Origin of the sequence: Sphaerochaeta associata (assembly GCF_022869165.1) — a bacterium.
Classification (GTDB): domain Bacteria; phylum Spirochaetota; class Spirochaetia; order Sphaerochaetales; family Sphaerochaetaceae; genus Sphaerochaeta; species Sphaerochaeta associata.
Genome location: NZ_CP094929.1, coordinates 1,784,234 through 1,810,518 on the forward strand (window position 1 = coordinate 1,784,234; position 26,285 = coordinate 1,810,518).

Consider the following 26,285-nt stretch of genomic DNA (forward strand, 5'->3'; position numbering starts at 1 on the left):
TTGCTATTCTCTCATACTATAGCAGAAAAAGGGAGTGATGCACACAGAGCCTAGCATTTCACTGGGGAAGACGTACGAAGTATGGATAAAGCCCTTTGGCATAGTGTCTTTTGCATTAGAATTTACCCTTTTCATAAAACATATTATAAAGATGGAACACACCTTTTACACATCTTGCGTGAGCACTCCGCTTGACAAAACCTTACAAAGAGTGGATTATCTAATTGATATCATTTTAATATCTTTATGAATCACATCGGAGGCGTTCATATGAATGAACCTGTCTATTCCCAAGAGAAAGTATTGAACACAGCTGCACATGGACTGGCATTCCTGTTGATCAACACTGCCCTGATCATTCTCTGCTTCTTTCTCTTCATCTACGGTGTGGCAGCCGACATGCCTACACTCCTGCGCATTCTTGTCCTGACGGCAAGCTCGCTCTATGGTTTTATTGTCGGTCCCGTACTGTACGCCGGACTCAAGATAGTAAAACCCAATGAGGCGTTGGTGCTCACCTTGTTCGGCAAGTACTACGGCACGCTCAAGAAAGAGGGTTTTTTCTGGGTCAATCCGTTTGTCAGTGCCATAAATCCGGCTTCGAGTCCCGACTCTTCAAGTGCAACGGCCAAACCCGAGGTAAAGACTGAGGGCGGGAAAACCACTACGGCCTACACCATCCAGTTCCCCAAGAAGAAAATCTCCCTGAAAGCAATGACGTTGAACAATGACAAGCAGAAAGTCAATGATGCATTGGGCAATCCGATCATCATCGGTGTGGTGGTCATCTGGAAGGTTGTCGATACGGCAAAGGCCGTGTTCAGCGTAGACAACTATGTGGAGTATCTCTCCATCCAGTGTGATTCGGCGCTCCGCAACGTCGTACGCCTGTTTCCCTACGATTCGGATGAGGATGAGGATGAGAAGTCTCTGCGCGGCAGCAGCAAGGAAGTAGCGCAGGACCTGCTGCGTGAACTTCAGTCAAAGGTTGAAGTTGCAGGGCTACAGATCATCGAGGCCAGGATCACCCACCTCTCCTATGCACCGGAGATTGCTGCAGCCATGTTGCAGCGACAGCAGGCATCGGCCATCATTGCTGCACGACAGAAGATTGTGGAAGGTGCTGTCGGCATGGTGGAAATGGCCCTTGAGCAGTTGAACAAGAACGGCGTGGTCACCCTTGATGAAGAGCGCAAGGCTTCGATGGTGAGCAACCTCATGGTTGTGCTGTGCGGCAACCGTGATGTCCAGCCTATTGTAAACAGCGGCTCACTCTATTAATCGAGCGGGAAAGGATGATGACGTATGGATGCAAAGGATAAAGCGAAGAAGCAAGTATTGCTGCGTCTTTCGTCATCACTGTGGGAAGAGTTGGCGAAATGGGCCGATGACGATTTTCGCTCGATCAACGGGCAAATTGAGTACCTTCTCACCGATGCCGTCAAAAAGCGCAGAAACAAGGCATTCGAGGAAGAGCCTATTGAATCGTGAAGCCTTTATGGAAGTTCTCCCCTCATCCACTTCGGGTGAGGGTTTTTCTTGCATCGAAGCGGAGGCGGCATTGCCGCCGCCTCCAATGTATCGATGTATCGATGCTCTCTGCTTCCTACTTGATTACACCCTGTTTCTTGAGTTCATCGATATTCAGCGACTTGGCATACGGTACTTCGAGCTTGCCTTCGTTGACCATCTTGATCACCTGGTCGCGATACGGCGAGGCAAGATTTACACCTGTGATTTTCCAGTTGTTGTCCACCTTTGGGGTGATGGTACCCTGTGCCTTGATGTACTCAACCAGCATGTCGCGGATGGAGTTTGGACTCTCCCACTCCTTCGTTCCTGCCACCAATTTTTGGGCCTTCAGAGCCGATGAGTAGCGGTAGTTGTTGACTGCCAGGGTAAGACGCTGGTCGTTGGCAAGCGGCTTTCCCTTGAACATCACATTGCGGATGCGGCTTCCCACCGGTTTGGAGAGGTCTATTTCATAGTCGACTCCACTGAACATATCGTACAAGTATCCGGGTTTCTCCGGATTGAAGCTGATCGAGATGTCACCCGGTTTCCACTGGTTGTAACAAGCTGCAGACCACTCCATGTAGGCCTTCAGCTCGGCACCGGTAACTTCAACGCGATAGAGGGTGTTGTCGTACTTGTAGATGCCGAAGATGGTTCCATAATTGATGTCACCCTTGGGAATATCACTGGTGTCGGCAAACAGGGCGGCGGCTGAAACATCGGCACCACTGTTCATCAGCTGCACGGTGTTGATCAAATCCATGACCGCGGTATCGCGAAGCTTGCCTTCGGGAATTCCAAGAATCTCATTCTTCGGCTGGAAATCAACAGAAGCCTTACCGAAGATGCCGCCGCTTGGCTTTCCATCAGCCGAGGGAGCACCACCGGAGATGAAGTCCCTTGTTGCCTTGTGTGCTTCGGCGATGAAGGCGTTCTTGCGGATGAAATCGCTTGGTTCATAGTTAGCCATATCGACCAGCTCAATCTTTCGGTCGACAATCTCGCGCTTCTCGTTGAGTGCCAGATCGATGCGGATCACCTCCCTTCCAAGGTTCCTCGCTCCGCCTATGACGGTATTTTTGCGGATTTCCTTGATCGCATTATGGTCATGGCCGACGATCAGGACATCAACCTCGGGGCAAAGCTCCAGGATGCTGTTCGCTCCGTCGCTGCCGCCTTCCTCGTCATATTCTGGATAGATCCCCACATGCGAGACTACGACGATGACATCGACCTTGTCCTTGATGATGTCCACCACCCTGCGCGCGGCCTGTCCTACGGGTGCATAGATGAACGGATCGGTTTTCTCACCATCCCAGCGGGGCGCGTTGGGATTGGTAAGACCGATGATGCCGATTTTTATACCTGACCGCTCGATGATGGTATACGGCTTGGCTGCCATGGTTCCATCGACCCTGGCAAGGTTCGCTGCAAGAATCGGGAAGTTGGCAAGCGCTTGGATGCGGGAAATAAGATTCTGGCCGAAGTTGAACTCATGGTTGCCCAGCGTCATGGCATCGTACTCGAGCAGGTTCATCGCACGCATGACCGGGTGCTCCCCCTCGCGCTTGTTGTACAGGTCATCGGTCATGATGTTGCCTTGGATGGTATCGCCGTTGTCGACCAGCACGACATTGTTCTCTTCTCGTCGCACCTGCTCTACATAGGTGGCGATTCTGGCCATGCCGTTGTTGGTGGTGTCCTTGTCATTCTCATAGCTGAACCCCCATACATTACCGTGTAAATCGGTGGTGGCCAGAATGACGAGGTTCTGAGCACTGGGAATCTCAATGGTGGGTTGAGATGCCAGGAAACTCAACGAAAGGCAGAACAAAAGCAACACTAGAACCGTTGTTTTCAATCCTTTCTTGTTCATCATGCACTCCTTTTTCCGGTTGCCAGGCAACCGATTTGTGTGATTAAGCAGTATCTACTGCCGAAAACCTTAGTGATAGAGGCGCTTTGAAACTTCCTTGCCTTCCTCGAAGTGAGCTTCATACTCCAATGCACCAACTTTGTTGTACCTCACCCACGAGCCGTGCTTTACCCCTTTCTTGAAGTTGCCCACCTGCCAGAGAATCCCGTTCTCCCGGTAGAAGTTCCACTGGCCGTCCATCAGATTCTCTTTCAGCGGACCTTGCGCCTTGACAATGCCCGTCTTGAAATAGTAGGTCAGAATGTTGCCGGACTGACTTTGCTGGACCTGTCCATTCGCATACTGGTTCTCTTTCTGCATAGACCTTCCTCCTATAGTAACAGGTGTGTCTCAAACACGGTGCATGCCTGTCCAAGCACCGTGGCATACAGCTGGTTCACGATAACGGAAACCACACCTTGACGCCCCATCGCCTCCCCTTGCATGAAAGATGCCCGCCCCTCGGGCATACGATTGGTATATCTACTCAAATACAACGCCAAGGCTCCTGCTGCATTGCCGGTAACCGGATCTTCCTCAACCCCGCTTCCAGGGCTGAACATACGGGTATGGGCGGTAATCTGCTCATCAGCCTGGTCGAAGGTGTAGAGATAGAACCCAGGAACGCCAAGTTCTTCACCCAGTGCAATCAACACCTCACGACGAAGGGACAGTGCATCCAGTTCGTGTTTGTTTTTCAGGCCGACCATCACCTTAGCGTTGCCGGTGGAGACAATCTGCACAGGAAGATCCTTGTAAAAGGACGCAGGCTTCAATTGCAATGCTTCGATCAATTTCATAATCTGTTCTTCGGTAAGCAGGGGACCGAAATGACCTTCTTTTTGGGTGACCCTTATTCTGGGATGGGCAGGCATACTCTCCATACTGACAGGAAGCAAACCAGCCTTGCACTGCATGCGGTACTCCCCGCTCTTCAAGCCCAGTTTGGTAGAGAGCACATGATAGCTTGCCACCGTGGCGTGAGTGCAGAGGGGTACTTCCTGTTTCACGGTGAAGAAGCGGATGTGCTGCACATCACAACCGTCGAGTCTTTGAATGAATGCGGTCTCGCTGTTGTTCAACTCCCTGCTGATTTTCAGCATCTCCTCGGCAGTGAGCGAGTCACAGGGGTAGACAACCCCTGCAGGATTGCCGCTGAAAGGGGATGTCGTGAATGCATCAACCTGCCAAACCGTCCGGTCCTCCATTGCTGCTACCTCCAAAGAAAGCCGACTGACCTGCGTTTGAGAATCTCATCATCGAACACCAATTCGGCTTTCTCCCCGGCAAGAGCGCAGCAGACATGCAACGGCAGCAGGTGCTCTTCCCTGGGGTGGCAGTAGCGGGCGTAGGGAGCTTGCTGCCAAGCCACCAAGGCTTCCTCTCGTTTGGAAATCGGTAGGTCTGCAGTACAGGTGTTGATGAGAAACTCCTGGAACGCATGGTTCTGCTTGTCGTCATCCTGAAAGAACAGACGCATATTATGAAAGCTGAATCCCGAACCGATGAATAAAATATTCTCATCGAGCAAGGGTCTGAGGGCCTCCCCCATGTTCCAATGCTCCCGGCTCGACAGGGATGAGAGCAGCGAAAGCTGGGTTGTGGGAATATCTGCATCGGGGTACAGAAAGCTCAGGGGGATGAACATACCGTGGTCGAAACCACGCGTATCATCCAGGACGGCATCCTCGAACAACGATGCAATATGGTTTGCAAGATCTACAGCCATAGGTGATGGATAACGCAGTTGATAGGCTTCCTCGGGAAACCCATAGTAGTCGTACAACAAGCTTGGGTTTTGTGCACAAAGCAACGTGGGCTTCGGACACTCCCAATGGGCGCTGAGCACCACAATGGCGTCGGGTCGTTTCAGCTTGGTCGACAGCCCTTTCAGAAAATCCACCATTCGCAGGTGGTACCTGTCACCAAGAATGGGCATAGGGCCGCCGCCGTGCGATATGTACAATATTTGGGCTTTCATACAGGCCTCCTGTAGTGAACAAGTATATCACCAATGGCTTGTGTCTGCTTTGCAAGGATTTCCAAATCGATGCAGGAACGGGTATCGAGTTGAGTATCGCGTACACATGAGAGCATATTCTGATTGGACGAAGTCAGTACCACCTCAGGCAGTCCACAGTCAAAATGCTGCAGCAGAGTGTTGACTGACGGCAGACCCTGAGCCTGTAAATACGAAGCAAGAGAAGATTCTTGACCTTGGAATGCAAGCTGGGATTGCCTGCATCCCAGACCGGTCAAGCTGATTACTTCTTCACACGGTTGTATGTTCGCACAAAGAAATGCAGCCGTTCCTTTTTTCCGGCCATAGGCTTGGCCGTTGGAAAACAGGAAAGCAACACCAGGATTCAACTTTTGGCTCATCAGATGCAGCATGACTGCAATCGAGCTTGCATGGAACAGGGCGCCGGCACCGGCATGGGTACTGTCCAGAGGAGCGGTCACCAACAGGGTCGGCCTCTTCTCGGGAAGGAAACACAGCAACTGCCGGCCCTCACACGCTTTCACCTCACTGAAAATCTGGAGGGGAACGATGAGTCGGTCCTCCTTGGCTTGCAGCAAAGACTCAAGCAAAGAGGCAGGGGCGTAGCAACTGGGAATGGGAAAACCTGCTTCTCTGATAAGCGGAAACGGGGAGAGACCGGTACTTGCATGGGAACCGGTAAGACAGACTATTGCTTTGGCCTTCGTGCTTACAAGCTGAGAAAGCAAGGTGGGGTTGTCAATCGGTTGTGAAGCAATCGTTCCGTGCAACACCAAGATGGAAGATCGTGCATCCAACGAAGAGAGCATCGAAGGCTTGGACGCAAACAACAGCGGGGCCTTCAAGGTGCAAGCAGGGGAAAAGGGGGATGGAAGAACGGTGCAACTCTCTTCACAGAGGGTGATGAAGGAGAGTGAACCACCCCACGAGTGCGAGGATACGTCCTGGCTTTGAACCTCATACCCCAAGGAGGCGCTATACGATTCACAGAACGAGAGAAGCTGGTCGTTTTCTTTCGATCCGAAGCTCCGTTTGACAGCAAGGGTTGCAAGCAGGCTCTCGATGGAATGCATCCACGTCTCCTCTTCTCGCCTTCACCCTACCACACAAAAGGTCATTCGTACACTCCTGAGAGGTACTTCATAAGCTTTTCGATCGTCAAAGGGGCGCTACCCTCGTAGTGATTGTTGACATTGATGTAGACCACCCGGCCCTGCTTGGCCAGCTCGACCAACAGCGGGGCGATGCTGGCAAGCTCTCCGTTCTTATTGACAACGAGCTTGTCCCACCTGCTTCCCGTCTCTTGCTCGATTCCCGAGCGGTCATCACCGTGTAATCTGATGCAAAGCGTTGGAATGTCGGTTTTCAGGAAACGTTTGAGCGGTTCTTCCAAACTGTCCATCCAATACCCGGATAAGAGAACCGGAGTCAGGGCATTCCTTGCCAGGAAATCGAACCACGTTGCGTCAAGCCATGTAGGATTGCGTATCTCCACCGCATATGCGAGACCGTCGGGAAGCATGCCCATGAAGTGCTCCAATCGTTGTTCGAGCTCTTTTCGGCTGCTGAATGCCTTCTGATTGAGGTAGGAGAACTGGAACATGAAAAGTCCTATCTTGTGAACAAGCGGTCCCAACCGCTCGACAAAACGGTAGAACACTTCTGCATCCAAGAACCAAGGATTCGCTTCTATTGTCGATCCATAGGCAAAAGGCAGTGTCAACGTGTTGGGGCACTTGACGGTGAAACGGAAATCCTTGTCGGTGGCCTGGTCGTAGGCAAGGACGGTATCGGGATCGGGAAGTCCGTAGCTTTGTCTGCCCAACGACCAGAACCACTGGTCGACTTCAACCGATCGATAGCGCTTTGCATATTGGGCGAGCAGGTCCTCCCTGCTCTGCGCATCATAGACCAAGCCTTCCCAACTACTGTATTTCCATGAGCATGTTCCCATATAGATCATACGACACTCTACCAAGAGTTGACGGCATAAAACAAGGTCGGTCCCTAAAAGACCGACCTTGAAAAGGAAGGAACATGATCATCACCCACAGATGATGGGATCAAGCATCATCACCGGTTTTTCCGGTCCGCGCCGAGATACGCACCAAATGAGCAAGCTTTGCCGCTATGGTATCGGTGCACTCTTCCTTCTCGACGCGCCAGCTCCAGTTGGAGTCGTTGCATGAGGATGGATAGTTGAATCGTGCACGACCGTCCTTTTCAAGAAGGTCCTGCATGGGAATGACGGCACATCGTGCATGGCTGAGCATCAAGGCCCTGATCATGGCCCAGACCACCTCTTCCTCACGGCAGCCAAGATAAGCGAGCACCATCTGCTTGACCTGTTCAGCAAGGGATGTAAACCATCCGAGTGTCGTATTGTTGTCGTGCGTGCCTGTATATGCTACGAAATTCTCATCCCAGTTGTGCGGCAAAAAGTCATCGTAGTAATTGCATTCCCCCTTGTCGTTCAGGGAAAATCCAAATTGGAAGATCTTCATTCCTGGAAAGCCGTTATCATCGCGCAAGCGTTCAACCGAGGCATTCATCAAGCCAAGGTCCTCGGCAATGATGGATACCGGTCCGAAATGGCTGCGTACAACCTTGAAGAATTCTTCTCCCCCTGCTGCAACCCAAGTCCCGTTCTCCGCCGTCTTCTCTCCAGCAGGTATCTCATAATACGCGTCAAAACCTCTGAAATGGTCGATTCTCAGAATGTCGGTCAAGGTGAAAAGTCGCTCAAGCCGCTTGATCCACCATCCGTAGTTGTCCTTTTTCAGAACATCCCAATCATAGACGGGATTGCCCCAAAGCTGTCCGCTCTCAGAAAATATATCAGGCGGAACGCCGCTGACTGCACTGAAACGGCCTTGGGCATCAGTCTTGAACAGATGCAGGTTGCTCCAAGTGTCGGCACTGTCGGCGGCGACAAAGATCGGCACATCCCCTACAAGCTTCAGCCCTTTGGCGTTGACGTAGAGTTTGAAGGCGTTCCATTGATACTCAAAGAAAAATTGGAGGACTTTCCACTCTTCCAGCTTCTGGTGGTTTTCCACCCTGAAAGCATCCAAGGCCTTGGGTTCACGCTTGCTCAACGCTACTGGCCAATGGCTGAACCAACGTGCATCGGCATAGGTCTCATACAGGACCATGAAGGCTGCATAATCCTCAAGCCAAAAGGATTGTTTGGCGCAGTACTCCTGAAAAGCCTTATGCTGGAGGCTGATCCTGTCCAGGAAGGCACGTGCTGCTTTCTTGAGCAGTGGAAGCTTCCAGGTGATGACCCGATCAAAATCCACATGGTCGCGTGCAAAGGCCGGATGATCATGCAGATCATGTTGATCAAGCAAGCCTTCATACACAAGCTGCTCCAGGCTTATCAACAGTTCATTCCCTGCAAACGTGGACCTCGGCGCATAGGGAGAATTACCGAATCCGGTCGGGCCGAGGGGCAAAACCTGCCACAGTCCGACACCGGTGGAAGCAATCCAATCAGCCATGCGATAGGCTTCGCTTCCCAAGTCACCGATCCCGTAATCCGAGCTCAGGCTGGTAATGTGCAGGAGTATTCCTGCATTCCGAATATACTTGCTATTCATACTTGCAATCAACCTTTGACAGCACCTGCCACCACACCGCGAATAATATACTTCTGGGCTGAGAGATAGAACATAATAATTGGAACCATGGCCAATACAAGCATGGCCATCATCGCCCCCATGTCAACGGCTCCGTAACCGCCTCTGAGGTATTGGATGGCAACCGGGATGGTTTTGTACTCGGTACCGATGGTCAAATACGGCAGGAGGTAGTCATTCCAGACCCACATGGTATTGAGGATGGCTACGGTGATGGCAGTCGGCTTGAGAATCGGAAATACGATCAGAAAGAAGGTCTTCACCGGTCCGGCACCATCGATCATCGCCGCTTCCTCCAGACTGAGGGGAATGCTTTTAATGAAGCCGCTGAACATGAACGTACCCAAGCCTGCGCCGAATCCAATATAGAGGACCAGTATCCCGATGGGATTATCCAAGTGCAGCATGTTTGCAGTCTTGCTCATGGTGAACATGACCATCTGGAAGGGAACAATCATGGAAAATACCAACAGGTAGTAGGCAAAGGTAGTGAATTTAGTCTTGACCCGTGTCAGATACCAAGCCAGCATGCTCGTTACCAGCGAGATGCCGATCACGGAAAAGACGGTTATGAACAGCGAGTATCCGAATGCATTGAAGAACTTGATTTTCTGTGATCCGCTGATGTAGTTCTCGCCTCCGCTGAATGTAGCTGAGCTGGGCATGGCAAACGGTTCATTGGAGATGAACAGCTTCGACTTGAAGGAGTTCATGAAGACAATGAGGATGGGAGAGAGAAAGAACAATGCAAGGAGTGCAAGAACAATCGTCAGAATTAGATGGTTGCGTTTGGTATTGGTGAGGCTCATGCTTCCACCTCCTTGCTGCGGGTAAGGCGCAGCTGAGTCAGGGCGATGAATGCAACAATGATGGTGAAAATCACCGCCTTGGCCTGTCCCACCCCTTCGAAGCCGCTTCGGCCGTAGAAGGTGTTGAAGATATTCAGTGCCAGCATCTCGGTCTGCTTGCCAGGATCGCCTGCGGTCAAAGCCAGGTTCTGATCGAAAAGCTTGAAGCCATTGGTAAGGGTGAGGAAGGAGCAGATGGTAATGGAAGGCATGATGGAAGGCAGGATGACAGAACGCAGCATGGTCACCTTGTTCGCCCCGTCGATCTGGGCTGCCTCGATAAGGTCGTGGGATATGTTTTGGATGCCTGCAATGTAGATAACCATCATGTAGCCGATGTTCTGCCAGTTCATGAGGACAACCAGGCCCCAAAAGCCATACTTGGGATCACTTACTATTGTCACTCCCCGGGGAAGAAGCACTCCATTGATGATTACCTGCCAGATCCAGCCGAGCACGATGCCGCCGATAAGGTTGGGCATGAAGAATATGGTTCTGAATGCGTTCGTTCCCTTTATGCCCCGTGTAAGCAGCATGGCAAGGGTGAAGGCCCCGAGGTTGATGGTGATCACCGAAACCACAGTGAATTTGACGGTGAACCAAAGGGCGCTGGTGAAATCGTTGTTGATGAATATACGCTTATAGTTATCAATTCCGATGAAGGTTCCATCGGTTACGGTGGTGAACTTGAAGAAAGAAAGGACTACCCCCATCACCATGGGAATCAAGAATGCGATGGCAAAACAAATAAGTCCAGGTAGGGCAAAGAGTGCAAAGTATTTCTGAATGGATTTTTGCATGACAGACTCCCAAGACAAATGGAGAATCCGCCCTGCCTGGGGCAAGGCGGATATTCCTGGTAAACGATGAGTTAATTGGTGAGCTTGAACTCGGTCTTCCAAGCGTCAACAGCAACTTTCTCAACCTCGGCCCAGTTCTTTCTGCCCACGCTGTAATCAGCAAGTGCAGCACCGAACTGGTTCTTCCACTCTTCCGAAGGAATCATGGAGAAAGCCCAAGGAATGGAGGAGACGCCGCTCTTATTCATCCAGCGGATGACATCCTTGGCCAGCGGGTCGGTGGGAAGTTCGCTGTCCTTGAAGGTGTTGAACGGAGTGATGAACATCAGATCGTTCTTTACGAACTGCTTGCCTGTCTCACTTGCGAAGAGCCAGGTGAGGAACTGGTCGGCCATTTTCTGCTGCTCGACACTTGCGTTGCTGTTGATGCACAGATAGTTCTCGGTTCCTACATTGAGTCCGTACTTCTCTTCACCGGCCGCCCCGGTATAAATGGGCATGAACTTGATGTCGGCGTCGGAGACCTTGTTGCCCTTGACACCGAGAATCTGGCCTGCACCCCAGTTGCCGTTCTGGACCATGGCAACCTGACCAAGTGCAAACTCAGCCATTGAGTCATCGACGCTCTTGGCGCCGAGCAAGCCGACAGCAGTGGAGCTGTTGTTCAGATACAGGTCCCAAATGTTCTTCATGTTGGCACTGTAGCTGAATTTGATCTCAGGCACCTTGCTTCCCATGGCGATGTTGGCATCACGTACTTCAAAGTAAAGAGGAACGTTTACCAAGTGGGTCTGCCATCTCCACTGGTTGCCTGCGGCAAGACTAGTCGAAGCAAAGACTCCCTGGATTCCCAGAGCGCCCTTGTTCTTGGTCATGTCCTCGACCACTGCCTTCAAGGTTGCGAAATTGGTGATCTCGTCGGCGCTCTTGATTGAGACAGCCTTATTGGGGAGGGCAAAATACTTTCTCATAATGGCATCATTGTAGATAATGCCGTAGCCTTCCACTGCATAGGGGATTGCCAGTACTTTTTCGCCGTCACCGAGGGCCATGGTCTTGTCACTGAGAATCTTGTAGAACTCGGTGTTCTTCAGATCTGCAGTATAGTTCTTGCTCTCTGCAAGGCCTACCGGTCCATTGGTCTGGAAAATTACCGGAGGATTGCTCTTGGCGATTTCACTCTTCAGCGTCTGGGCGTAGGTTCCGCTTGCAGCGGTGACAACCTTCAGCTTGATGCCGGTTTCTTTTTCGAATGCGGGGGCAATCTTGGTTTCATAGACATCTGCAATCTCGGGTTTGAAGTTCAAAAAATACACTTCTTTCGCAGGGGTCGCTTCCTGGGCTCCGGCGGCGAACAGAACCGAGCTCATTGCCACACTGACAATCAACAGGGCGATCAGCAAGCTTTTTTTCATGGATTATTTCTCCTTGTTTGTTACCGTGAAAATGCCACTATAGAGTCCATTTTCCTTCGGTACACTTTAATACTAAACCGGTTTTATAAACCGGTCAACATAAATCTTTTATAACTTTTAGATTATTAATATTTCTTTTAGACATACTTTCTTTCTATCAGTGTTTTTCTACGTACATACATGTTTTTCGGCATACAAACCGTCTTTAACTTGAATACAGGTTTCTTGCAGAAACTCGAAAGATTTCTTGTCTGTTTGACTGTACCGGGTATATACTTGGGTTACGACGTGATTTAGTTCCAACTTGCAGCGTCCTTAAACAACTTGCTAAAAGGAGTCTTCATGAGCCATTGTCTTTCTCCCTTGTGTGAAGGCTTCCTGACAAACCAGGAGGCCTTTTGATGAGCTGGTACAAACAGAATCTCAGCCCACCATCAATTACACAAGGAGTCATCATGCAGTACACCCCCATTTATGAGCAGAAGGGCCAACGTATCACCGAGACATACACAGTCGAAGGTGTCACCTATGAAGCCGATATAATCATCAAGAACCAAGGTTTCGCCCTTGGTATGGCAGGCTATGATCCAGTAGCGGTAGACATTAGCCTTATGAAAGACGATGAGTCTGCACCCTACTCTTTTTCAGTTCTGTTTCCTAAGGTGCGAGCATCAGATTGCCCGCCTCAAGAGCGGTTTTTCACGAAAGACAGGAGTACCCCTGATTCGTATCGCTTTACAGCCAAGGGTGAAGAGATACTAGCTGATGCTATCACCCGATATCATGCAGGACTGCAACTCTACGAAACGATCGGAAGAAAGCCTGAACGGTTCGTGGCTGGATTTGACGAGAGTCCCTAAATTCAAAGAGAACAATTGGGCTGGGAATGTATCTCCGATATTCTCTGAAACCCACTTTCGGCAGTAAGACTTTCCAGAATCTTGAATAACCAAACCCATGTGCTGAAAACTGCTGTAATCGGACCTACCTCCAATATCAAGGAGACAATGGACAGAGCTTCCCTGCCAGCCCGGTCCTCTTAGCCATCCTGGGAGGCTGATAGGACTGGGTTTTCTTGCAATCCAGGCTTTTTCATCCATGGCAGCTATGCCCAATGGCATGTCCTATTGCCACCCCTGCATGGATGGTTTCCTCGATGCCTGACAGTGATTTTCAAGAGATGGCTTTCTGCTTACATGCTCCTTTCAAAAGCCTTCTCATAGGGGGGTACCAGATAGTACAGGACTTTCCTTACCTCGGGAGGAAGCGTGGTCTGTATCAACAACTGCTGCCCTCCCGCCATGGTAATGGATGTCGTCCCCAGATGGTCGAACATGGCAAAGACCTTCATCATAGGGAAAGTGTTATTTAACTGCCGAAAGTGGGGAGAATGAACTCAGGAAGCCCTTTCATCCGCTCAACAAGTGTCTCTGCTGTCATCTGTGGCATATTGGCTGCCTCCTGATGACAGTGTATTGTATCAAGTGTGACACAGAGTGTCGTAGTCACTGATTCTTAAAAACAGTCTACTTTTTTTCGCTGACTGGTGAAATGAAGCATGGCACCATCATCATCGCAACAGAGCTTTGTCTTCAACTGTTCCATATGATCATCGATGTCACGGGAAGCGATTCCAAACATTTTTGCCATCCGTCTGGTTGAGTAACCTTCTCCCAGAAGGCCGAGCACTTCCATCTCCTGTGGCGTAAGTTCATCAAGATCAGGCTTGCATTGGTTGTCGAACTTGTCCAAAAGCACGGAGTGCACGGAAGGACTTACATAAGGAATGTTGTGTGAAACCGTTTGAATGGCCTCACCAATATGCTCGGCTGCATCCATCTTTGCAAGAAAGCCACGAGCCCCCAACCGTAGACACTCGGTGACCAGAACCTGGTCGGTACACATGGAAACCATGAGAATTTGGGGGCTTCGTGGAAGATTGCACAACGTTGTAATCACATCAAGGCCGGAAGGCGTACCATCCAGAAAAAGATCCAGCAGCACTACGTCACAGAGAAGACCTTGCGCAAACAAGTGCAACAAGGACTCCGATCCATCGGCTTCACCCACCACCTCAAGACTTTTGTAGCATCCGAGCAATACCTTCAAGCCCTCTCGGACAAACGCATAGTCATCGACCAGCACAACTTTGATCATCGGTGCGTATCGCTTCTCCTTGACCCGTAGAGTATTCAGTCTCCAGTATGCATGCCCAAGGGGATTCTCATCATCGTACGTTCTATGAGTTTCCCTAGCAAAAAGAGTGAATGGCTCTAGCGGTATGTAGAAAACAGGCGCTTTTTCTGCTCCCGTTCCTCCTCACGCTTGATTGCGAACCGGATGAGGGAGTTCTTATCCTGCAGATGAAGTTTATATTTGAGGTTCTCCATATGAGTTCCTACAGTGCTGGTGCTGATCCCAAGCTGCTCGCACATCCGCCGGGTGGTGTAGCCTTTTCCCAGCAATTCCAAGATATCCTGCTCCCTGTGCGTCAACAGCTCCAGAACCTGATCTTCCTGCGAAGGAGGCTCTTCCAACATCACAGAAGCGAGAATGGTGGGACTGATAAACGTGTTTCCCTCGGAAACCGTGTGAATGGCTTTTGCAAGATAGTCGGAGGCATCCCCTTTTGTAACATACCCCTTGGCTCCCAGGCCAAGGCACTGTCGCACCAGGGCTGCATTGGTGAACATGGAAACAATGAGGATGGCGGGATGTTGCTCTTCGTGGAGCAATTGCTTGAGCAAGCCAAGGCCCGAGCTCTCCGTCTCCAGGAACATATCAAGCACCAGCACATTGCTGGCGCGTATCAAATCCATGTTGGCAACTGCTTGTTTGACGCTGCCCGCTTCCCCGATAATGGAAATTTCGGGATCGCTGGCGAGCAAAACCTTCATACCTTCACGAATTATTGCATGATCATCCACAAGCATGACGCTAATCATCTCGTTTCCTCCTGGGAATCTGAAATTTTACGATAAGGGTATGGCTGTTCTTCCTGATAACATCGAAGATACCACCCAAGAGCTCAATCCTGTAGCGCATAATGGAAACACCATGGCCTTGGTTGATGGTAATGGACGTTGCTCCATCGACCCCATCATTCTCGATTGAACCAAGAATAGCCACATCGGTTACTTTAAGCACCATGCTGACATAGGTGGGTTTTGCATGCGACAGGGCATTCTTGACCGCTTCGCTGTACACATAATAGAGATTTTGTGTAAGCAGTACATCAAAATTCAGGCTTTCGCCCTTGGTGCTGCACAGCGTCTCTATACCGTAGGAGGTTTGCATGCGGTCGGCCATGGTATGCAATGCACTCTCCAAGGAAGTACTTCCGAATCGTATGGGATTCAAATCGTCAATAACGTGCTTCAACTGCTTGGTAGCGTCTTTGCTGGTATTACGGATGGTCTGCAAGATCTTCATATCGATATGGTTCGACTGCAACAGTCCTTCGGTCATGAAGTCAAGGGCATGAAGCATCTGAGCTACCCCGTCATGCAGGTCATTGGCCAATTGTTGTTTCTGGTGTGCCGCAGTTTTGATGATTTCATTCTTGGCCTCCTCGGTTTGTTTGTCTGCGAGGATATAATCCCTGGCTAGGACTACGGTGTAGAGAGCGACATAGAGATAGGTCATATAGGGAATCATCTGAACGTCATACCGTGCCAAGAGAATACCCACAAAGTCATGACTCATACCATATGCCAAGAGGATATCGGCGATTATCTGCAGAATGGCACTGACTTTCGAACGATGAAGCAAGGAGCTTCGATAGGTTCCCAATTGAACCCACACCCGATACATAAGAAATAAGAACATGATAGGAAAGAACCCTATCGCCAACGGGTAGATGACCTCATAAGGAAGGAACAGGCTTACCACCGTCATCGTGATACAGCCCCAAAAGAAGATGCGTGCCAAGAGGATGACAGTTGAAGATGGAAATCGCTTGTGAAATGCATAGATGAAAAAACCTGACGCGAGGTAGTACGTGATGATCTGAGCGCGTTTGAAGAGTAGATAATCAAGGTTCGGCAGCAACGTGTAGATGGCGATGTTGTTGCGCATGATATTGCCCAAGGCAACCAGCAACGTCCCGAGTGCAAACCATACATGAGAACTTTTCTTTGTTGAAAAGATCGCCAAGGAAAGCTGCAGGAGTGCAAACAGAAACAACTGTCCGAACATGAAAAGGTCCACAGCCGCCCTTCGCTGATAACTGTAGGTCGCCAGAGGCTTTGGTGCAATATACACCTTTTCCCACAATCCCGCCCGAGGATGTACGAAATTGCTGATCTTTACCTGCAATACATTGCTTCCGGGCAAAAGCACAAACTCATGGATGAGGGGTTTTGCAGAGGGCCGGCTTTGTTCGGCTACAGGCGAATACCTTCCTGAACTACCAACCAAGCTTTCATTCAACCATAATTCATAGCTCGTCCCTACATTATTGGTAAAAAATTCGAACTGTGTCGGACCGCCTTCCCAGAGGAGCGTGAGGCTGTAGGTGCCGCTCCCCTGCTTCCAGGCAACAGAAGGGACCTTTTGCAAATGCTCTTCTTCTCCCGGTTGCTTGAGCAACCAATCACCCTCCAAGCTGAAGCGCCGATTTCCGTCAAGTTGAGGAACGGTTATGATTCCATGCTCTGCCGTCAAGGCCTGGCTATTGGAGGGAATGGGAGCGAGCGCAGTAAGAGAAACTACTAGGAGAATAAGAGCAAACCAACCAGCAGTACCTACCATTGAGCCTTTTACTTCACTCATCATCCGCTCCTGTTTGTATGATAAAAGAGCGGTAGTAAAACAACAAGATTGCAAACAGAAAAAAGGGAGGCATTGCAGCCCCCCATTTGTAGGAATAGTCTTACTTGGCGATCAAGCGGAGCAAAAGCTCGTAGATCTGCTGGCCGCCCTGTGCCGGTGTAATCTGACCGAAGGCCACTCTCTGATAAATCAGGAAGAGGGTGCTGTTGAACTCGGTATCATTGGGTACGTGGTCGGTCTCAGGAGAGGTATGAGGACCTGCCACCTGCATGTAGTCAAGAATCTTCTGGTCGACCGGTGAGGAAGAACCAGCTGCACGAGCGGAAGCAGAAGCGGGGGTTCCGCGGTTGCTGCCGAGAATCAAGGCTGCTTCAGGGTCGTTCACCAGAAAGTTGATGAACTTGATGGTCTCATCGGCATTCTTGGAATCCTTGTTGATTGTATAGAACTGACTGGGAGCCTGCCAAAGGGCCTTGGTGGCGGCGGCACCGGGGAACTCGATAAGCGCAAGTTCATCGGTGGTTGCAGCCTGGTAGCCGCTCAGCTGGTTGGTGTACAGGTAGCCGATGGCGACCTTGCCTGCGATAACAGCTGAAGAGTCTGCATTGCTCTCTGCAAAACCTGCGGCTACATCCGGCGGGGGAATGAGGCCGTTCTTGCGGTAGTCGGCAAAGAGCTCGAGATACTTCTGGGCGTCTTTTGCCGTAACAGCGGTGGAAGCGGTTGCTGCAGAGTAAAGCGGGGTCCCGTTGTAGCGGGTCCAGTAGCCGAACGGTGTAGAGTTGGTGGACATGACTCCGATGTCCTGCATCGGATAGACACCGGAAGGCAGCTTGCCCTTCAGCGTCATCAGATACGAGCGGAACTCGTCGTAGGTCATGGCAGTCTTGGGAAGCGGAGCTCCGACTTTCTCGAGCAACGTCTTATTATAGACAAGAGCGGGCATGGTGACACCGGTGGAGACGCCAAGCAGCTTGCCGCCGATGGTGCCGCTTGCAACTGCGCTGGGGTCGATGACCGAAGTGTTCAGCAAATTACCTGCATACTTGTCCAAAGGAAGCAACACACTGGCATAGTCGGGGATGTTTCCACCCATCTGGATGATATCCGGACCATCGCCGCCGGCGAGTTGAGTATCGACCTTCACAAAATGGTCGCCTGCTCCACCGGATACCTCGGGGTTCACCTTGACGCCGGGATTGCGGGATTCATAGAGCTCGATGGCTTTCTGGCTGATAGTCACACGCTCTCCACTTCCCCAGTACGCCCAACGAATCGTGGTGGGTCCACCATCTGCTGCGGACTGTTCCTTGGTGCCTGCACCAAAGACCACGGATGCACTGAGTGCAACGAAAAGCAAAACCAATACGGTTTTTTTCATGGAAATCCTCCTAAATATAAGGGACAATGCTTATCCCTTGATTCCAGTAGTAGCGATACCCCGGACAAAATACTTCTGCAGGGAGAAGAACAGGGTGAATGCCGGAATCAGCGAGAGCACTGACATGGCAAACATCGGTCCCCACGAAGACATACCCGAGGAGTCCAAAAACAACCTGAGTCCCATCGGGACGGTATACCGATTCGGGCTGGTAAGATAGAGCAGCTGATTGAAGAAGTCATCCCACGTCCAGAGAAACGAGAAAAGAAGCGTTGTAATGAGGGCGGGTACCGTAAGGGGCATGATGATTCTCGTGTAGATGCCGAACTTGCTGCATCCGTCGATGAGTGCCGACTCGTCGATATCACGAGGAAGACCCCTGATGAACTGTACCAAGAGGAAAATGAAGAATGCATCGGTTGCGAAGAACTTGGGTACGATGATCGGCAGAAACGTATTGATCCACCCGAAATTACGGAACATGATGTACCTGGGGATGGTAGTCACGTGGGAAGGCAGCATGAGGGTGATCATCATGACGGCAAACCAGAACTTCTTCCCGACAAATCTCAACCGGGCGAAGGCATACGCGGTAAGAGAGCAAAAAATGGCGTTTGCAAAGGCACTGAGCAGACAGATGATGAAGGAATTCTTGAAGAATGTATTGAACCCGACGATGCCGATGCCCTTCCAGCCTTCGCTGTAATTTTGTGCAGTGAAAACCTTCGGCCAGATGCCGGGGTCGGTGAAAATCATATTGCTGGGTTTGAATGATGCTCCAATGAGCCAGAGAATGGGATAGAGCATGCCCAGGCCCAGGGCAACAATGAAAGCATTGAGTACAAGTCGGTTGAACAGTGTTTTCCTTGATTGCATACCCTACTCCCCGCTTCCATAGGAAACAAGATTTCCCGAGGCTCTGAACGAAATGGCGGTCAAGCCGGCGATGATGATCAACAGAACCCATGCCATGGCCGCTGCATACCCCATTTCCGAGAATCCAAAACCCTTGATATACAAATACAGGCTGTAGAACATGGTGGAGTCCAAAGGTCCTCCTGATCCTCCGCTTACGATGAATGCCTGCGTGAAGGATTGGAATGCGCTGATCATCTGCATGACAAAGTTGAAGAAAATGATGGGAGAAAGCGAAGGCAGGGTGATGGCTAGGAATTGACGAACCTTGCCCGCCCCATCGACGCTCGATGCTTCATAGTACTCGCGCGGGATCTGCTGCAGGCCTGCAAGGAAAATGATCATAGGAGAGCCGAACTGCCAAACAGCCAGCAGGATCAACGTGTACAGCGAATATTTGGGATTGGATATCCAAGCCGGAAGGTTTTCCAGGCCGAACACACCGCTGAGTATCATGTTGATCAAACCATCGCCGGCAAACAACCGTCGCCAAAGGACGGCGATTGCAACCGAACCACCAAGCAGGGTCGGGATATAGTACAGGGCCCGATAGAGCCCGATCATCTTCAGCTTCTTGTTCATCAGCATGGCTACCGCCAAGGCAAAGACCAGCTTGAGGGGAACCGAGATGAACACAAACTTGAAGGTAACGAACACAGAGTTCAAAAACCGCTCATCCTTGGGAAGCGCGTCGGTTCCTGTAAACATCACCAAATAGTTGCGCAGTCCTATCCATTCAGGTGGGGTACGGATATTGAATTTCGTAAACGAAAGATAGAGCGAGTACATCATTGGGTACAAGGTCAATACCAGAAAGCCCAAAAGCCAAGGGACCAAAAAAGCATAGGAACCAAGGTTTTCCCTCCAGACTTTCTTTCGATGCAAACTATTCATGCAAAAATCTCCCTAGTATCTTAAATTCCCGTCTCAGTTATATCTAGGGATTAGATAATTCTTTTAAATAGTTGCAGATAATGTCGGAAAGTGCGTGACAAAAGCTCCAAACATAGGTATAATTGTTTCTATGATAGATGCCAATGCAAAACCGACGAAAATCATCCGTGTCACCAACAAGAAGAACGGTGTCACCTACCTCTACGAGGACCAGGCCTTCTGGAACAGCGAGAAGAAGCGCGGCGAGCACAAGCGAAAGTGCATCGGCCGACTCGGTCCGGATGGTAACGAGATATACAACGATTTCTACCTGGCCAGGAAGGAAGCCGCCAAGGCCGAGAACCCGCTTGTCTCGAAAACCACGCTGATGGGACAGAACCTCATCCTGGACAAGGTGGTCAAGGACGTCGGCATACAGCCTGTTCTGAAGGAAGCCTTCGGAGCCGACGATGCCGATGCCATCCTTCAGCTTGCACGGTACAGCGTCTGCGAGGGCAAGGCCCTCAGCAGAGCCGAGGACTGGCTGAACGATCGTGGTTTCAACGGCAACGCCCTTTGCTCGCAGCGGATCAGCGAGCTGCTTGCCTCCCTGTCCGACGACAGGCGCAACACCTTCTTCAAGCTTTGGATTGCCAAGCAGGCGAAGAAAAAGGCACTGCTTTTCGATATAACCTCGATTTCGTCCTATGGAAAAAACAACACCTATGTGGAGCGGGGGTACAACCGGGACCACGAGAACCTGAGGCAGATAAACCTCGGCCTGCTCAGCGCCCACTCGTCGAACGTCCCTCTCTGGTACTCGGAATTGCCCGGGAGCATGTCCGATTCACTCGTCCTCGACCATGTGCTGCGCAGCCTGGAAAAGCTCGATGTGAAGGACATCAACCTGGTCGGCGACCGGGGCTTCTACAGCGAGGCGAACCTCAGGAACATAGCGGATAAGGGACAGAAGTTCACCATCCCCGTCCCCTCCAGCCTCAAGTGGCAGAAGGAATTGATCGACAAGGTCAGGCCCTCAATCCGAAGACCCGCCAACATCATCCGCAATCCCGAGGACGACAAGTCCTACATCTATGGCGTCACCGACTACAAGACCGAGTCCTACGGCAGGACCTGGAGGCATGTCTACTTCGACCCCGTCAGGAAGGAGCAGGACATCGCATCGCTGATGCTCAAGCTGAGAAAGTGCGAGGAGGAGCTTGCAGGCGGGGATGCCTTCGAGAAGCACAGGAACCTGTACGACACCTACTTCACCGTCAAGGATACCCCCAAGCGGGGAAGGAAGGTCAGCCTGAACGAGGAGGCCGTCAATGCCTACATCGACGGCTACAGCGGGTTCTGGATCATCCTCACCAATGCACAGAAGGATGCATCCAAGGCCCTGGGGCACTACAACCGCAGGTGCGACATCGAGCTGCACTTCGACGACATGAAGAACCTCTTGGACTGCAACAGGCTCAACGTGCACACAGAGAAGACCATGAAGGGCAGGCTTTTCGTCAACTTCATCACCCTCATTCTGCTCAACGACCTGAGAGGCAAGGTCTCGGCCATCAAGCCCAGGAACAGGAAGTACTGGGATTTCAAGGACATGTTGAACAAGGTGTCCACCTATTCCAGAATCCACTTCACCGGCACCTACAAGGACCTGTGGACGGTGCCCACCAAGGCCCAGAGGCTGATCTTCAGCCTCTTAAAGATAGAGTACCATTGGAAGGGAAAGATAGTGAATCTTGAGAAGCCAATGGAGTCTGAAGAAGATGACGAACAGGAAGACGAGGAGACCTAGATATAATTAGGTCGGGAATTTGAGTAGTATGTCACACACTGATTTCTTTTACATACTAGCACAAGATTCCTGAATTGCAAGACATTGTGCTCGGACACATATCTTTTTTTAAACAGCTCATAAACAATTCAAATCCATTAAAAAATCTCCTGAAATCTAGCTGGAATTGCCTCCAAATGCATGGATGTTTGCAAGAAAAACCTCCACGATTGCAGGATCGTAATGGGTTCCTGAGCAAGCCCTTATTTCCTCGATCGCCTCTTCTTTTGACAATGGCTTCTTGTAGGATCGCTCACTGGTCATGGCATCATAGGAGTCAGCTATCATGATGATTCTCGCCTGCTTGGATATTCTTTCTTTGCTGAGACCTCTTGGGTAACCCTTGCCGTCCCAGCGTTCGTGATGCTCCAAAATGGCCAATGAGAGGTCGCTGAATTCACTGGATGCGGAAAGTATTCTATAGCCTATCTCTGGATGTCGTTTCATCACTTCCCATTCTTCGGGTGTGAGTCGGTCAGGCTTGTTAAGAATTGCCTCTTCAACCCCGATCTTTCCTATATCGTGCATGAGACCTGCCACCCGCATGCGATTGACCTCCCGTTCGGGCAACCCAAGTTGTTCGGCCAAGAATGCGCACAACGAGCTGACGCGCTTTGAGTGGGCAGACTCTCGGTTGCTCTTGGCAAACAGAGAGTTTATCACCAAACCTATGGACTTGTTCTTGGCACTATTGCTCTCATAGAGCTTGTTGCGGTTCATCATGTCCTCGGCCCGCTTCATCACCTGTTGAACATCCTCCGCCAACGAGGTTCTGGTGGCATACCCGTAGGACAGCGAGAGATGAAAGGATTCAATGGAGACCTGCTTGGCAGCATCCTCAAGGCGGTGGATAAAGCTTTCCGTCTCATCGGCACTTTTGGTATGCAGCAAGAAGACAAACTCATCACCGCCATAGCGAGCCACAATACTGTCGTCGCTGCACATCTGGCTCATCAACTGGGCAGTTTTTTTCAATACCGAGTCTCCCATTTCATGACCGAATGAATCATTGACAAGTTTCAAGCCGTTTATATCGACGATGAGCAGGGTAAACCCGACGTTATTGCGCTCCAGCTTGAGGGCATTTTCAAAATACACCCTGCTGTATAATCCGGTAAGAAAATCATGATTGCGTTGAAACAATAGCTTTTGTTCATACGCCTTCTCGTCGGTGACATCCCTGCAGACTACAACAGCGCCCAAGAGGGTTTGAGTGTTGTCATAAATAGGTGCAAAGCTATAGCTGCCTACCCAGCGCTCACCGCTGGACTTCTTATAGACCGAGTATTCAGTGGTTCCCGACTGTCCTTGCAGCGCCCTGAAACCCGACCACCGATGGGAATCCATCCTCCTGCCTTGCTCATCATATGTCTCAAACAGCCCTGTGAATGAAGCAAGGTCTGCTGGACATTCAGCTTGTGAGGAGAATCGGTAGTATGTGAGAAACGCTTTATTGATCAATATGAACCTGCTCTCTACATCGATGATGAACACAGCATCAAGCATCGAGTTGATGGCGGCATCGAGGGTTGCATTGCTGCGGGTCAAGGACTGATGCAGCAATTGCTGATCTTCAAGGGCGCTGAGGACAATCTGACGACTGTGCTCAGCATCCTTATGAAGGTTTCTCATCTCCTCCAGTACATGTTTGCGCTCAGTGATATCAAAGAACGTAACCAGAATGCTGTCTGAAAGAATCGTTCCTGAAACCTCCATGGTATGAGAGGTGCCGTTCTGTGATTGAATGAGGCACTCAAGCGGTGGTATCAAGCTGCTGTTTGTCGCTTGTGCTTTGACAATGGAATCATCCCATTGTTTTCTGATGGCTTTTCGATATGCACTATCGGGATATACCTGCTCATACCAAGCTGAGACATGGGTGATCTGAACATCTTGAAACCCGAAGACTGCAGACCATCTCTGATTTACAGCCAAAACGTTGCCGTCGAAATCGATAAGAGCCAATGGCATCGGAGCACCGGAAAAGAGCTGCTCAAATTTTTGTTGGCTCGCCTCTTTCTCTTTCTCGGCGATCTCCCTTCCCTTGATCTCCCGAACCAAAGTCCAGATCCAGAAAACCAAAATGAGTATCAGAAATACGGTAATGGCGAAAAGCCACCTCACCGTATCGGGTGAAATGGTCTTTTCATACTGAGCAGGCAGATGATTCTCATACATCTTTTGGCGTGCGGTTGCAGGAATAGCCTGGATTGCCTTGTTGAGAATCGAGGCGAGCGGGACGATCTTCTTATGAACACCCATGGAAAGAGCATGCACATAGGGCGTACTGCCAACCACCTTTATTGCATGGGTAAGACCAAGGTTCGTACTGTAGTGGTTGATTACCAAGAGATTTTCCACCATGCAAAACGCTTCACCCTTTTGCACCATGCGAAGACCCTGCTCAACGGTGTCGACGAGCACAGTGTCAAGATTCGGATAGTCCGTCCTCAGCCATTCCTTGCTCGAGTATCCATCTACAACGGCTACTTTACGTCCTTGCAGTTCGTCCAGGCTGCCGATGTACCCTACATCCTGCCTTGCAACAATGACTAATGGTGCACTTATATAGGAATCGGTAAAGACCAAATACTTGCTTCGCTCATCGGTCGGACTGATCGAAGCAGTCATATCTATCTCACCGGAGAGCAGCTTCTGATACCCTTGCTGCCAACTCAAGGAGACATCAAGCTCGAAAGAAAGCCCGGTGATGGTGGAAATCTCATCCAAATACTGCTTGGACATGCCTACCGGGTTGTTGTCACTGTCAAGGTATTCCAATGGAGCCCAGGCAGGGTCGAACAGGACGGTAACAACCGGATGAGAAGCAATAAAGAACTTCTCACTCTCGTCCAGGCTTGCTAAAAACGTTGATTTGTCGACTGCTGCAGTCAAGAACGTACATACACATAGCAGAAGAGCTGAAACAATAAGAATTTTCACCTTATGCATCACCAGCGCCCTCCACTGATGCATACCTAATCGCTTTTCCCTCGTCCCTCAGCACTGCATTCACTTCCCGTTTCAGCTCCATGATGCGGTCTTCGCGATGAGCCATCACAGCATACCATCGTTTCAGCTGATCCAACTGCCCGGCATTTTCCATCTCAATCACCTTTCGTTGCGTGATATCCTGACCCTGTGCAATGGTCGCCAGCAATTCACCGGTGTCAGGATTGAAAATGGGACTCGCATTCCAAATATAGGTAACGCTGTCTGCATTGCCATCCGTCAATACCAGCTCAGCCGAGGAGATGACAAGGTTTTTCTGAAGCTGTCTGAATAGATCCTGTTGATACGCTTCAGGCAGACGTGAGGCATAATCGGTAAGCTTGCTTCCAAGTACCTTGTCCATGCTTTGGTCAAACAAGGAGGCAAACGCCTGATTGGCCAACGTAATTGTAAATGTTGGGTCCCAAACGACAATGGGTGCCTTTGCGTACTTCAAGAGGGTCTCGAGATAATTCTTCGCCTCCCTGAGCTCATGTTCGATCTGCTTCTGCTTGGTGATCATCTCGGTGTAGATGATAATACCCCCAATCTCACCCTGTTCTGTGTACCACGGTCGACACTCCCACCGAGTATATTCAACGCTGCCGTCCTCCCGTACATACGGGTCGTCCTCGGCGCTTATCACTTCTCCGGCCAAGGCTCGTTGGTGCACATCCCTCCACTTCTGGGGAAGATCGGGCAGGACTTCATAGTGATGTCTGCCGATGATCGATGCAGCATCCTTCAGAGCGTACTCATCCAGGTACTTTTGACTTACATACAGATAGCGTAGGTTCTTATCATGGATTGCCACAGCGCTTCTTGTGTGTTCAATCACATATCGAAGCAAATCGGTGGAGTGTTTACGGGAGAGCTCGTCTTTTTTACGCTGGGAAATGTTTCGATAAAAGCACATGAAAGCAGGATGTTCCGACCCCAATGCAGTAACAGACGCCTCAAGAGGAAGAAAAGAGCCATCCTTACACCGATGTTCGGTTTCAAGCAGCACTGATTTCTGCAACTCGATGGTTTTCAGCTGGGAGAGAAGGGTCTCATTGCGTTCCTCAGCGAGCAACATGCAGATCTTTTTCCCAATCAGGTCGCCGCGTGCATACCCTGTCATCACCAGGTAGGTCTCGTTCACCTCTTGGATTATTCCCTGCTTATCCACTCCGATGTACCCTTCAGGCATGAAACGCAACAACGATTCAATCTGGTTTGTGACAAAGAGAGGGTCATGGTGGTTTTTCCGTCTTTCGCCAAGCAGGAGCACAAGAAGACCGGCACTTATCACAAAAAGAATTGCAATAAGCAGCAGAGAGCCTGCAACCTCGGCCATGAGTGGAATAAGCACCTATAAAACCCCT

The 26,285-nt window shown here is 50.4% G+C and carries 23 protein-coding genes; 4 read left to right on the forward strand and 19 right to left on the reverse strand.

Translation table 11 applies throughout. The features are described 5' to 3' along the window. Positions 1-270 precede the first annotated feature (270 nt). Positions 271-1,281 (forward strand): SPFH domain-containing protein, encoded by a 1,011-nt coding sequence (locus MUG09_RS08295; protein WP_244770946.1) that lies wholly within the window; start codon positions 271-273, stop codon positions 1,279-1,281. Between the two features lie 24 nt (positions 1,282-1,305). Beyond that, on the forward strand, positions 1,306-1,491 hold the full coding sequence (locus MUG09_RS08300; RefSeq protein ID WP_244770947.1) for a type II toxin-antitoxin system antitoxin: 186 nt from the start codon (positions 1,306-1,308) through the stop codon (positions 1,489-1,491). A 115-nt stretch (positions 1,492-1,606) separates the two neighbouring features. Here MUG09_RS08300 and MUG09_RS08305 read toward each other — a convergent pair whose 3' ends face one another. The 10 genes from MUG09_RS08305 to MUG09_RS08350 all read right to left on the reverse strand — a co-directional run bounded on the left by MUG09_RS08305 (position 1,607) and on the right by MUG09_RS08350 (position 12,136). Then, entirely contained in the window at positions 1,607-3,391 is a 1,785-nt protein-coding gene (locus MUG09_RS08305; protein WP_244770948.1) for a bifunctional metallophosphatase/5'-nucleotidase, read from the reverse strand. A gap of 69 nt (positions 3,392-3,460) precedes the next feature. Then, positions 3,461-3,751, reverse strand: a complete 291-nt coding sequence (locus MUG09_RS08310; RefSeq protein ID WP_244770949.1) for a toxin-antitoxin system YwqK family antitoxin — start codon at positions 3,749-3,751, stop codon at positions 3,461-3,463. Between the two features lie 11 nt (positions 3,752-3,762). Then, entirely contained in the window at positions 3,763-4,638 is an 876-nt protein-coding gene (locus MUG09_RS08315) for a PhzF family phenazine biosynthesis isomerase (RefSeq protein ID WP_244770950.1), read from the reverse strand. A 5-nt stretch (positions 4,639-4,643) separates the two neighbouring features. Continuing rightward, positions 4,644-5,411 carry a DODA-type extradiol aromatic ring-opening family dioxygenase gene (locus tag MUG09_RS08320; protein ID WP_244770951.1) on the reverse strand — a complete coding sequence of 256 codons (768 nt, stop codon included), beginning with the start codon at positions 5,409-5,411 and terminating at the stop codon, positions 4,644-4,646. After that, positions 5,408-6,505, reverse strand: a complete 1,098-nt coding sequence (locus MUG09_RS08325; protein WP_244770952.1) for a zinc-binding metallopeptidase family protein — start codon at positions 6,503-6,505, stop codon at positions 5,408-5,410. The genes MUG09_RS08320 and MUG09_RS08325 overlap by 4 nt, the downstream gene beginning before the upstream one ends. A gap of 41 nt (positions 6,506-6,546) precedes the next feature. Next, positions 6,547-7,386 carry a DUF72 domain-containing protein gene (locus tag MUG09_RS08330; protein WP_244770953.1) on the reverse strand — a complete coding sequence of 280 codons (840 nt, stop codon included), beginning with the start codon at positions 7,384-7,386 and terminating at the stop codon, positions 6,547-6,549. 109 nt (positions 7,387-7,495) lie between these two features. Continuing rightward, positions 7,496-9,034, reverse strand: a complete 1,539-nt coding sequence (gene malQ, locus MUG09_RS08335; protein ID WP_244770954.1) for a 4-alpha-glucanotransferase — start codon at positions 9,032-9,034, stop codon at positions 7,496-7,498. A gap of 8 nt (positions 9,035-9,042) precedes the next feature. Then, positions 9,043-9,882: a carbohydrate ABC transporter permease gene (locus tag MUG09_RS08340; RefSeq protein ID WP_244770955.1), complete on the reverse strand. Its 840-nt coding sequence runs from the start codon at positions 9,880-9,882 to the stop codon at positions 9,043-9,045. Then, a complete protein-coding gene (locus MUG09_RS08345; RefSeq protein ID WP_244770956.1) occupies positions 9,879-10,721 on the reverse strand; it encodes a carbohydrate ABC transporter permease in 843 nt (280 codons plus the stop codon). Before MUG09_RS08345 ends, MUG09_RS08340 begins: the two co-directional genes overlap by 4 nt. Positions 10,722-10,792: 71 nt before the next feature. Next, positions 10,793-12,136, reverse strand: coding sequence for an ABC transporter substrate-binding protein (locus tag MUG09_RS08350; protein WP_244770957.1), 1,344 nt, complete (start codon positions 12,134-12,136; stop codon positions 10,793-10,795). 401 nt (positions 12,137-12,537) lie between these two features. On the opposite strand from MUG09_RS08350, the gene MUG09_RS08355 reads away from it, so the two are divergent. Beyond that, on the forward strand, positions 12,538-12,996 hold the full coding sequence (locus tag MUG09_RS08355) for a hypothetical protein (protein WP_244770958.1): 459 nt from the start codon (positions 12,538-12,540) through the stop codon (positions 12,994-12,996). A 332-nt stretch (positions 12,997-13,328) separates the two neighbouring features. Here the strand turns inward: MUG09_RS08355 and MUG09_RS08360 are convergent, their stop codons facing one another. The 7 genes from MUG09_RS08360 to MUG09_RS08390 form a co-directional block, all read right to left on the reverse strand. Further along, positions 13,329-13,490: a hypothetical protein gene (locus tag MUG09_RS08360; RefSeq protein WP_244770959.1), complete on the reverse strand. Its 162-nt coding sequence runs from the start codon at positions 13,488-13,490 to the stop codon at positions 13,329-13,331. 161 nt (positions 13,491-13,651) lie between these two features. Next, positions 13,652-14,293 (reverse strand): response regulator transcription factor, encoded by a 642-nt coding sequence (locus MUG09_RS08365; protein WP_244770960.1) that lies wholly within the window; start codon positions 14,291-14,293, stop codon positions 13,652-13,654. Positions 14,294-14,409: 116 nt separating this feature from the next. Beyond that, positions 14,410-15,081, reverse strand: a complete 672-nt coding sequence (locus tag MUG09_RS08370; RefSeq protein WP_244770961.1) for a response regulator transcription factor — start codon at positions 15,079-15,081, stop codon at positions 14,410-14,412. Next, positions 15,074-16,909 carry a sensor histidine kinase gene (locus tag MUG09_RS08375; protein WP_244770962.1) on the reverse strand — a complete coding sequence of 612 codons (1,836 nt, stop codon included), beginning with the start codon at positions 16,907-16,909 and terminating at the stop codon, positions 15,074-15,076. The genes MUG09_RS08370 and MUG09_RS08375 overlap by 8 nt, the downstream gene beginning before the upstream one ends. Positions 16,910-17,009: 100 nt before the next feature. Further along, a complete protein-coding gene (locus MUG09_RS08380) occupies positions 17,010-18,290 on the reverse strand; it encodes an ABC transporter substrate-binding protein (protein ID WP_244770963.1) in 1,281 nt (426 codons plus the stop codon). Positions 18,291-18,320: 30 nt separating this feature from the next. Then, positions 18,321-19,166, reverse strand: coding sequence for a carbohydrate ABC transporter permease (locus MUG09_RS08385; RefSeq protein WP_244770964.1), 846 nt, complete (start codon positions 19,164-19,166; stop codon positions 18,321-18,323). 3 nt (positions 19,167-19,169) lie between these two features. Next, complete coding sequence (locus MUG09_RS08390; protein ID WP_244770965.1) at positions 19,170-20,099, reverse strand: carbohydrate ABC transporter permease; 930 nt, start codon at positions 20,097-20,099, stop codon at positions 19,170-19,172. Between the two features lie 130 nt (positions 20,100-20,229). On the opposite strand from MUG09_RS08390, the gene MUG09_RS08395 reads away from it, so the two are divergent. Continuing rightward, positions 20,230-21,888 carry an IS1634 family transposase gene (locus tag MUG09_RS08395; protein ID WP_244770966.1) on the forward strand — a complete coding sequence of 553 codons (1,659 nt, stop codon included), beginning with the start codon at positions 20,230-20,232 and terminating at the stop codon, positions 21,886-21,888. Between the two features lie 156 nt (positions 21,889-22,044). Here MUG09_RS08395 and MUG09_RS08400 read toward each other — a convergent pair whose 3' ends face one another. Both MUG09_RS08400 and MUG09_RS08405 read right to left on the reverse strand, forming a co-directional pair. Next, positions 22,045-24,879 (reverse strand): HD domain-containing phosphohydrolase, encoded by a 2,835-nt coding sequence (locus MUG09_RS08400; RefSeq protein ID WP_244770967.1) that lies wholly within the window; start codon positions 24,877-24,879, stop codon positions 22,045-22,047. Continuing rightward, positions 24,872-26,272, reverse strand: a complete 1,401-nt coding sequence (locus MUG09_RS08405; RefSeq protein WP_244770968.1) for a PAS domain-containing protein — start codon at positions 26,270-26,272, stop codon at positions 24,872-24,874. Before MUG09_RS08405 ends, MUG09_RS08400 begins: the two co-directional genes overlap by 8 nt. Between the last annotated feature and the right edge of the window lie 13 nt (positions 26,273-26,285).

Bases quoted from the DNA above. Each gene is read 5' to 3' on its own strand.
- MUG09_RS08370 (WP_244770961.1), bottom strand. From the start codon at position 15,081: ATGATTAGCGTCATGCTTGTGGATGATCATGCAATAATTCGTGAAGGT.
- MUG09_RS08310 (WP_244770949.1), bottom strand. From the start codon at position 3,751: ATGCAGAAAGAGAACCAGTATGCGAATGGACAGGTCCAGCAAAGTCAG.
- MUG09_RS08350 (WP_244770957.1), bottom strand. From the start codon at position 12,136: ATGAAAAAAAGCTTGCTGATCGCCCTGTTGATTGTCAGTGTGGCAATG.
- MUG09_RS08385 (WP_244770964.1), bottom strand. From the start codon at position 19,166: ATGCAATCAAGGAAAACACTGTTCAACCGACTTGTACTCAATGCTTTC.
- MUG09_RS08355 (WP_244770958.1), top strand. From the start codon at position 12,538: ATGAGCTGGTACAAACAGAATCTCAGCCCACCATCAATTACACAAGGA.
- MUG09_RS08330 (WP_244770953.1), bottom strand. From the start codon at position 7,386: ATGGGAACATGCTCATGGAAATACAGTAGTTGGGAAGGCTTGGTCTAT.
- MUG09_RS08320 (WP_244770951.1), bottom strand. From the start codon at position 5,411: ATGAAAGCCCAAATATTGTACATATCGCACGGCGGCGGCCCTATGCCC.
- MUG09_RS08345 (WP_244770956.1), bottom strand. From the start codon at position 10,721: ATGCAAAAATCCATTCAGAAATACTTTGCACTCTTTGCCCTACCTGGA.
- MUG09_RS08375 (WP_244770962.1), bottom strand. From the start codon at position 16,909: ATGAGTGAAGTAAAAGGCTCAATGGTAGGTACTGCTGGTTGGTTTGCT.
- MUG09_RS08340 (WP_244770955.1), bottom strand. From the start codon at position 9,882: ATGAGCCTCACCAATACCAAACGCAACCATCTAATTCTGACGATTGTT.
- MUG09_RS08390 (WP_244770965.1), bottom strand. From the start codon at position 20,099: ATGAATAGTTTGCATCGAAAGAAAGTCTGGAGGGAAAACCTTGGTTCC.
- MUG09_RS08360 (WP_244770959.1), bottom strand. From the start codon at position 13,490: ATGATGAAGGTCTTTGCCATGTTCGACCATCTGGGGACGACATCCATT.
- MUG09_RS08400 (WP_244770967.1), bottom strand. From the start codon at position 24,879: ATGCATAAGGTGAAAATTCTTATTGTTTCAGCTCTTCTGCTATGTGTA.
- malQ (WP_244770954.1), bottom strand. From the start codon at position 9,034: ATGAATAGCAAGTATATTCGGAATGCAGGAATACTCCTGCACATTACC.
- MUG09_RS08325 (WP_244770952.1), bottom strand. From the start codon at position 6,505: ATGCATTCCATCGAGAGCCTGCTTGCAACCCTTGCTGTCAAACGGAGC.
- MUG09_RS08315 (WP_244770950.1), bottom strand. From the start codon at position 4,638: ATGGAGGACCGGACGGTTTGGCAGGTTGATGCATTCACGACATCCCCT.
- MUG09_RS08305 (WP_244770948.1), bottom strand. From the start codon at position 3,391: ATGAACAAGAAAGGATTGAAAACAACGGTTCTAGTGTTGCTTTTGTTC.
- MUG09_RS08365 (WP_244770960.1), bottom strand. From the start codon at position 14,293: ATGATCAAAGTTGTGCTGGTCGATGACTATGCGTTTGTCCGAGAGGGC.
- MUG09_RS08300 (WP_244770947.1), top strand. From the start codon at position 1,306: ATGGATGCAAAGGATAAAGCGAAGAAGCAAGTATTGCTGCGTCTTTCG.
- MUG09_RS08395 (WP_244770966.1), top strand. From the start codon at position 20,230: ATGATAGATGCCAATGCAAAACCGACGAAAATCATCCGTGTCACCAAC.
- MUG09_RS08380 (WP_244770963.1), bottom strand. From the start codon at position 18,290: ATGAAAAAAACCGTATTGGTTTTGCTTTTCGTTGCACTCAGTGCATCC.
- MUG09_RS08295 (WP_244770946.1), top strand. From the start codon at position 271: ATGAATGAACCTGTCTATTCCCAAGAGAAAGTATTGAACACAGCTGCA.